The sequence below is a fragment of the Staphylococcus ureilyticus genome (assembly GCF_002902235.1).
Lineage (GTDB): Bacteria > Bacillota > Bacilli > Staphylococcales > Staphylococcaceae > Staphylococcus > Staphylococcus ureilyticus.
This window is the reverse complement of the sequence record NZ_PPRL01000144.1, coordinates 1-532: the sequence shown is the minus strand read 5'-3', so window position 1 is coordinate 532 and position 532 is coordinate 1. Positions and strand designations below refer to the sequence as shown.

The window sequence follows — 532 nt, the reverse complement described above, 5'->3', positions numbered from 1 at the left end:
TGAATCAACGCATCTACTTCGGCTTTTTCATCTGGTGTTACTAATCCGTCTGATGTTACTTCTGTTAGCTTATTGTCCACTACTGTTTTTGCTTGTTCTGCACTTACCACTGCTTGAGACGCTTCGGATAATTGGTCAGTATCTAAGACTCCATTACCATCCACATCATTTACTTCTGGTGACGTTACTGATGTGATGTTATCCAGTCTTGTTTGTAAATCTGTCTTACCTGCGGTACTAGATGGTACGCTATTTACCTTTTCTTGGGCTGTTTGTTTTGCGCTTTCTAATGTTTGTATTAACGCATCTACTTCGGCTTTTTCGTTCGGAGTCACTAAGCCATCTGATGTTGCTTCTGCTAGCTTATTGTCCACTGCGGTTTTCGCTTGTTCTGCATTCACTACTGCTTGAGACGCTTCGGATAATTGGTCAGTATCTAGCACACCATTGCTATCTACGTCATTTATTTCTGGTGATGTTACTGACGCGATGTTATCTAGTCTTGTTTGTAAATCTTCTTTACCCGCAGTAC

The 532-nt window shown here is 41.2% G+C and carries 1 protein-coding gene; it reads right to left on the bottom strand.

The window, feature by feature from the left end; genetic code table 11:
• Window positions 1-532: GA-like domain-containing protein (locus tag CD150_RS13505; RefSeq protein ID WP_206185646.1), on the bottom strand; the 532-nt coding region annotated here is incomplete at both ends.